7 protein-coding genes and 1 pseudogene are annotated in these 6,828 nt (G+C 67.3%); 2 read left to right on the forward strand and 6 right to left on the reverse strand.

Annotated elements, in window-relative coordinates; genetic code table 11:
• Nucleotides 1–36: 36 nt before the first annotated feature.
• From B085_RS0135700 to B085_RS46100, 4 genes are read right to left on the reverse strand one after another with little or no spacing between them, the layout of a single operon-like run.
• Nucleotides 37–1,272 (reverse strand): tyrosine-type recombinase/integrase, encoded by a 1,236-nt coding sequence (locus tag B085_RS0135700; RefSeq protein ID WP_018563388.1) that lies wholly within the window; start codon nucleotides 1,270–1,272, stop codon nucleotides 37–39.
• Nucleotides 1,272–1,466, reverse strand: coding sequence for a helix-turn-helix transcriptional regulator (locus tag B085_RS0135705; RefSeq protein WP_026251786.1), 195 nt, complete (start codon nucleotides 1,464–1,466; stop codon nucleotides 1,272–1,274). The genes B085_RS0135700 and B085_RS0135705 overlap by 1 nt, the downstream gene beginning before the upstream one ends.
• Nucleotides 1,467–1,468: 2 nt before the next feature.
• A complete protein-coding gene (repSA, locus tag B085_RS0135710) occupies nucleotides 1,469–2,860 on the reverse strand; it encodes a replication initiator protein RepSA (protein ID WP_018563390.1) in 1,392 nt (463 codons plus the stop codon).
• A 26-nt stretch (nucleotides 2,861–2,886) separates the two neighbouring features.
• On the reverse strand, nucleotides 2,887–3,234 hold the full coding sequence (locus tag B085_RS46100; protein ID WP_018563391.1) for a hypothetical protein: 348 nt from the start codon (nucleotides 3,232–3,234) through the stop codon (nucleotides 2,887–2,889).
• A 174-nt stretch (nucleotides 3,235–3,408) separates the two neighbouring features.
• Between B085_RS46100 and B085_RS51770 the strand changes: the two are divergent.
• A pseudogene (locus B085_RS51770) lies at nucleotides 3,409–3,609 on the forward strand (GntR family transcriptional regulator); the annotation flags it as partial.
• Nucleotides 3,610–3,630: 21 nt separating this feature from the next.
• Nucleotides 3,631–4,146 carry a UTRA domain-containing protein gene (locus B085_RS0135720; RefSeq protein ID WP_324603896.1) on the forward strand — a complete coding sequence of 172 codons (516 nt, stop codon included), beginning with the start codon at nucleotides 3,631–3,633 and terminating at the stop codon, nucleotides 4,144–4,146.
• A 1,484-nt stretch (nucleotides 4,147–5,630) separates the two neighbouring features.
• On the opposite strand, the gene B085_RS0135725 is transcribed toward B085_RS0135720, so the two are convergent.
• Nucleotides 5,631–5,984 carry a hypothetical protein gene (locus B085_RS0135725; protein ID WP_199789273.1) on the reverse strand — a complete coding sequence of 118 codons (354 nt, stop codon included), beginning with the start codon at nucleotides 5,982–5,984 and terminating at the stop codon, nucleotides 5,631–5,633.
• Nucleotides 5,985–6,333: 349 nt separating this feature from the next.
• Nucleotides 6,334–6,639, reverse strand: a complete 306-nt coding sequence (locus tag B085_RS47810) for a hypothetical protein (protein WP_078620219.1) — start codon at nucleotides 6,637–6,639, stop codon at nucleotides 6,334–6,336.
• Nucleotides 6,640–6,828 lie beyond the last annotated feature (189 nt).

Raw genomic sequence — 6,828 nt, forward strand, 5'->3', positions numbered from 1 at the left:
CTTCGGCTACTGAGAAAACCGCAGGTCAGAAAGCTGTCAGACGGCTCGGGCCGTCTCCGGGCCGTCGTCAGTCGCGGGCATGTAGCCGAATACGCGATCCACGGCGGCCCGCGTGCGTGTGTCGCTCGTTGGCATCAAGTGCGTGTACGTCCGCAGCGTGAAGCCGGGGTCGTGATGCCCGAGGTACTCGCTCAGGGCCTTGATGCTCTCCCCCGCGTCCAGGAGCACGGACGCGTAGAAGTGCCGCAGCGCGTGCATACCGTTCTCGCGCCCACTCGGAAGGCCGGCGGCCCGCACTGCCGGACGCCAGACGCGGTGATTGAAGCGGTTCCTGTTGAGCGGCAGCCTCTCCGCGCTCGTGAAGATGAGCGTGGATGTGACGGGCGGACCGCCCAGAGTCTTCCAGGGCAGCGTGATCTCGGCGGGCGGGTGACGCGTGATGTGGTCGGCCAGCGAGAGAGCGACCGACTCAGGCAGCGGCACGTCCCGGACCTTGCCCCCCTTGGGCGGAGCAAATACCGGGCCGCCGGCCAGCAGCTTGACCTGACGGACCACGTGCAGCACTCCCCCGAGGAAGTCGACCTCCTCCACGGCCAAGCCGAAGACTTCTCCCTGTCGAAGCCCGCAGCCCGCACTCGGTTCGATCATTGCCTCATAGCGATCAGGCAGTTCCACCCGGATGGCCGCGACCTGGTCCCAGGTCCAGGGCTTGACCTTCTGCGGATCGAGCCGGGGTGCTTTCACGGAGCGCGATCGGCACGGGTTGTCCCGGATGACCCGATCTTCCACGGCGGCCGTGAAAACGGTCGAGACGTGAGCGAAGATCCCGCGCCTGTACGCAGCCGAAAGACCCGCGTCCTCCAGAGCGCGGATCCACAGCCTGATGTGCGAAGGCTGGAACGACGCCAGCGGGCGCGGGCCGAGGTACGGAACGGCGTGTCGCCTGAGGCGCATCTCCACCGATTCTCGCGTGGCCGGGTCCGTCGTCTGAGTTCGCAGCCATCCAGAGACGTACTGCGCGAAGGTCACCTTGCCTGCGGACGGCTCGATGTAGTCCCCCCGCGACATGTCGGCCTCGACGTTCGACAGCCAAGCTTCCGCCTTGCGCTTCTGCCGGTCGGGAAATGACTTGCTGCGCTCGGTGCCGTCCGGGCCGACGTAGCGGGCGCGGTAGCGCAGGCCCGTGCCATGGCGGGCGGTCTTCTCCTTGATGGACTTGCCGTGCGGACCGTCGATCGTCTTGTACCAGCGGTCTTGGATGTGTCCGGCCATCAGGCAGCCCCCTCCATTAGGTCGGCCACCCAGCGCCGGACGTCTTCGGGGTCGTAGCGCAGGTGCCGGCCGACCCGGAATCCGCGGGGACCGGTGCCCTTGCGGCGCCACTGGTAGACGGTCTCCAGCGGCACGCCCAGGAGGTCGGCCAGGTCCACCGGGGTCAGGAAGCGGGCGGGGAGCGGACGGGCCATGGTCACCACTCCCCCATGTCGTCGTCGGGCAGGTCGGCGAGGGCTTCGCGGGCGGTGTCGCGGTTGCTGCGGATGTCGCGGGCGATGGTGGCGGCGAGCCAGGATTCGCCGGGGGTGTGGCCGTGTCCGGCGTAGGTCCAGTGGGCGAGCACGAGCGTGGAGCCCTCCAAAGAGTCGTCAGTATCGGGAAGCCCGCGCTCACGCCGTTCCTGCCGGGCGCGGTAGTCGGCGCGGACCTGGCGCAGCGCGCCCAGGGTGGTGGAGTAGCGGCGGGACTTGGTGGAGAAGTGCCCGCGAAAGCCCAGCATGTGGGCCCAGGCGCGCAGCTTGCGGTCCGGATAGTGCGGGTCGAGGTCGAAGCAGGCTTCGATCAGGCGCCGGGTGTGGGTAGGCAGGTCGAACAGGTCGAGGGCTTCGCGGTTGCCGACCCGGCGGTCGACGGTGCCGGTGGTCTCGGCTGCCTTGGTGGCGTACTTGGCCACGTAGGCGGCGACGGCCTGTTCGGTCAGCTCCTGGCCGTCGTCCGAGCCGATCGGGCGGACATCGACCTGCGAACCCCAGCGCAGATCCCGGGCCGGGAGGGGGCCGGCGGCCGGGACCGGAACCGAGACCCGCGCCGCAGCGGCATGGATCGCGGCATCCAACAGGGCCACGCTCGCCCACGACGGCGGGACGTCCTCCGGGCCGCCGGGGCCGTCGAGGCGGACGATGGCGTGGAAGTGCACGGCCCCACGCTTTTGGTACTCGGCGACCTTGCCGAACGAAACCCGGCACACCTCCTTCATGGCGCTCTGGGAGAGTCCGGCGCGGGCGGCGATCTCCCGGCGCAGGTAGATCGTGAAGCGCCGCCATAGGTCGCCTGCGTGGTTGTTCCACAGCACCGCACCCGCGTAGTCGTACCGGTCAGGATCGAGCGGGGTACCGATCTCGGGGGCGTGCTCACTGTGGGCGGTGCCGCAGCGGCAGCGGCCGGTGTCGGGGCGGTTGTGGACCGGACCGAACGACGGCGCGGTCAGCGTGGCGAACACCTTCGGGTGCGTGCGGACCGCCACCGGCACGTCCTTGCGCTCATCCCCGGTCAGCCCGGCCCGGATGAGGTGGAAGGTGTCCCCGGCGTAAGTCCAGGCGCACGAGGGGCAGCGCGAGGCACGGCGGTTGCCGCAGGCCACCCGTAACCGGCCCCCCGGCTCGCCATCGGTGGAGTACGAGTAGAGGACCTGGCCGGACTTGGCGTCGCGGGTGACGGTGAGCCCTTGCAGGTGGATCGGGTCGGCACAGCCTCCGGTGCGCTGGATCTGCTCCCGCCACCGCTCGAAGCCCGGATCATTCGCGAGCCGCAGCGCGTCGAGGAGCGTGCGGGGGTCGGTGCCGCAGGCGGCCGCAGCATCAGCCACAGCCGCCGGGGCAACAGGCGTCAGGGTCACGCGACCACCGCCATCGGGCCGGTGGACAGGGCGGCGCGGACGGTGGTGTTGTGGCGCATGCAGGCCGTGAACAGCGGGCTGTCGTCTTCGATGTAGTTCAGCGGGATCGGTACCCAGCCGGTGTGGCCGCCGTTGTGGTCCCAGGTCGGTACCCAGCAGGGGCAGTGCTCGCCGGGCCGGTCGTGCAGGTTGTGGGTACCGCCGCATTCTCCGCACGGGAGGACGACGCCGGGCAGGCCGGTCAGCGAGCCGTCGTTGTCGAGCTCTTCGCCGGTGCCCTGGCAGCTACCGCAGACAGCGGCGTCGTCTCGCTTTGCGGGACGGACAGCGAGAGTTGCAGGCATGATGGAACTTCCCTTCGGGGAATCCATGGGCGCGGTGACTTTGCTGGCAGGCTGGCACCGCGCCCTCTGTCTTGTCCGCGTCTGTCGGGATAGGCGGGGACAGCTCTATAGTGTTCTAGAGCGCTAACCCCAGTCAAGGGGTGTACTGAAGTGCTTTAGAACAGGAGCGAAACAATGACCGGCACCTCGCCCGCACTGCCCCCGTATCGGCGCATTGCCGCCCAAATCAAGGGCAGGATCGAACGTGGCGAGATTCAGGTCGGAGACCGTATTCCGTCCGTCCGCGACATCATCCGCGACGAAGGCGTTTCGGTCGGGACGGCTACTCGGGTAGCCGCCGTGCTGCGGGCAGAGGGGTACGCCGAGACGATCACTGGGATTGGGACGGTGGCACGCATGCCGAGCAAGGTCACGACAGGACCCGACCGCCTTCAGTTGCAGCGCACCACCGGGAGCGGATTCCGCCCCGGCGAACGAGTGGAGATCGTCAGCGCCGAACTCGTCCCGGCAACCGCCGAGGTCGCCGACGCGCTGGAGGTGGACGAAGGCACCCCCGTGGTCCAGCGGCGACGCAGGTACCTGGACGACGACGGAGTGATCGCACTCTCCACGTCCTGGCTCCCCGGCGACCTGGCCGAGGCAGCCCCCGAACTGATCTCGACAGGTCCACTCCCCAAAATGACCTTCGGACTGATCGAGGACCGAACCGGCCGCAGGGCCACCAAGCGGCGCGACGTGGTGTCGATCCGCCCCGTTCCCGAGGACATCGCCCAGCTCCTCGAAGTAGAGGCCGGCGCCCTGGCGCTGACCATGGCCAACCACTACTGGGACCAGCACGGCCAAGTGACCGAGTACGCCCGTGACTTCATGGGCACGGACCGCGAGCTGGCAGCCGACTACGACCTGGAGTAGACCGGCATAGCCGGACCAGTTACAGGTTTCCCTACCTCATCAAGACGCTCCCGCCGCGCAGAGCGCGGCGGCGCGCGGCCCGGCGCCTCGGCCCGACGCTCCAGTCTTCGCCCCGCTCCGGCCCGGCCGCCGGCCGCCCGCCAGACGGCGAAGGGTTGCTGAGAGGAAACCCTCTGTGACTGGGGCGGTCGGCTCCGCGGCTTTAGGCAGCCACCATGGGGCGAGCCTCGAAGATCGGGGCCCACATCGGGCTACTGCGGGCAGGCAAGGAGCCAGCCCGATTCGCGGCCAGCGTACGGGCCCCGATCTCTCGCCCCATGCCAGCTCCCGCCCAAAGCCGCTACACCGCCCGCGCGCTACAGTTCCGCCGGGGAGGCGAACATGAAACACAAGCCCAGGTGGCACAACCATCCAGGCTGGTACTTGGTGGTCCCGATAGCGCCACTCTTGATCTTCGTGACTTTCGAAGACGAAGTGTTCACGCGATTCCTCCTGGCGTTTGGGCTCGCGTTGGCGGCAGGCCAGTACGGGCGAGAGACGGCAAAGCGAGCCCGAGGCCAAGACCGCCGCAAGCCCTGACTGCAGCGAGCGCGGCAACGGTCACGCCGAGTTCGCGGCCGGGAGCCGTGCCTCACTCGGGCCGCCTCCGGGCCGTCCGAGGGGAACCAAGGTTGACCAAGAATGACAGCCAACGGCCACGTCGACGCAGCTCAGCAGGGTGCGGGTGCGAAGGCGTGCAGGTGGGGCACCTGGCTCACCACTTCCAGAAGAACTGACGGGCGGAAGGGAGCAAGATGACCTCGGTACGCTTCGAAGGACTGGCCTCTTGACGATCTTCTTCTGCTCGAAGTGCGGTGACGCCCTCACTCCCGACCTCGTAAAACTGTCGAGTGTTCCGGCGGTAGCTCCCTCAGCCGACGGCCGGGACGAGAAGTCTCGGCTGGATCATTCGACGGTGCAACGGGGTCACTATGCGATTGACCCGTTGCCCTGGGGCGCACCCTACGTTCCAGCAGGCACGGGGGAGCAGCTTGAACCACCCGGGAGAAGGCTTCTCATGGTCGACAGCCACCGATTGGTGTCGGCAGGTCCGCCAAACACCGTTGTCATCCACCCCGAGGACGCGCCTACCCTTCAACCGTTCCTCCAAGGGGACAACAACCTCGGTTGCTGCGGGCCAACTGGCGCACACGGACCCAACCGGAGCTGTCCGTGCGGCTCACGTCTGGCCACGCTCGCAGCCGACTGTATGGGGCCGTGCGAACTCCACCTCGATCCCGTTCGGGTCTACGCCTGGAACGACGAAGCGCAGCCATCCTGAAACGCGCGTGCCACAGCCGTGCCAGGTGAGGCGGTGCCGAGCGGGGAGCCACGGGGAACAGCAGTGAAAGCGCCGCGTTGCCGCAGGTCAGCCTCTGCCCAAGTGGGGCATAGTTCGCAGCCTCAGTCTTCCAAACTGGGGCACCAGGAGCCGAGGGCCGGAGTCAGTCTTCCAGGTCTTTCTCCGGTCCGATCGGGCGAAGGGCGCATTCGTAATCGCCCGTGACGACCAGGTCATCGATCACCCGAACCATGGATGAGATGCCGGCATGGCGGACGATGAGTTCGTCCCAGCAGTAGAAGTACGTGCCGTCAAGGCACTCGCCCGTGTCCTTCCACCGGTCCATCAGGCGCTGGACCTCGTCGAGGGTAAATATCGTCCCGGACCACCGATTACCGTCGGGGAAGGTCAGCCACATGTCGACGTTGCAGACCTCCTCCAGGTCTTCGCCCTCCCTTGGCAGGAAGCAGATCTCGTAGTCTTCGCGCTTCACCCGGTAGAACGGGCCGTCCCACATGCCGCCTCCAAGGAGCCTCTGCCGCATCGACTCGCGGGGAACCTAGCGCCACGAGCAATCGCACACCAAGTCCACGCCATCAGCGGCACTCAACCAGTCCGTCGCACCCACCATGCAGGACATCCCAGTCCGTGCCCCTTCCGTGCCCGATCAGACGGGAAACCAGGGGGAAGCACGGTGCCATGGGGCACGAAGAAGGGGCGCCCCCGTGTCTTGGGGCACCCCTTCTGTCCAGCGCCTTCGCCGGCCTACTGCGGAGAGTGTGGGATTTGAACCCACGGTGACATCGCTGCCACGACGGTTTTCAAGACCGTGTGCGGCTTGACTCGCCCGTTGAAACTTCACCGACCTACTCCTGAATTGGCAGGTCCGGGTGGGTAATCAAAAAGATCATGTATGCGATGGCTGCCGTTGCTCCCACAGCCGAAAGCGCAAGCCCGGTCAGGGGCTGCGCGCGGCTCGCACCCTGACGTGAGGCGGCGCGATATTCAATGACACCCCGGACCAGACCCGTCAGGCCAAGCGGCAAGGCAACGAACCAAACAAGCATCCAGAACGGACAGCAGAACCAGAACCCGACGGATACCGCGCCGAAGGGAACAGCCAGACTCCAGCGTTCGGATCTGCCGCTAGTTGGATAATCAGTATGGGGCATGAGCTGATCAAAGCAGCCGAGGTACACAGCTCGACAGCCACCCCTGCCTGGGCCGTCTGTGGGCCGTCCGAGGCAGCACAACGACGACCAACGCTGACAACCGCTGACCACTCGGCCGCAGGTCACAGCGTTGATCGTCTAGGCGGCCCCAGGTCAGCAGACCCCCGGGTCACTTCTTCGGCTACTGAG

It is taken from the genome of Streptomyces sp. BoleA5, from assembly GCF_000373665.1.
Taxonomy (GTDB): Bacteria; Actinomycetota; Actinomycetes; order Streptomycetales; family Streptomycetaceae; genus Actinacidiphila.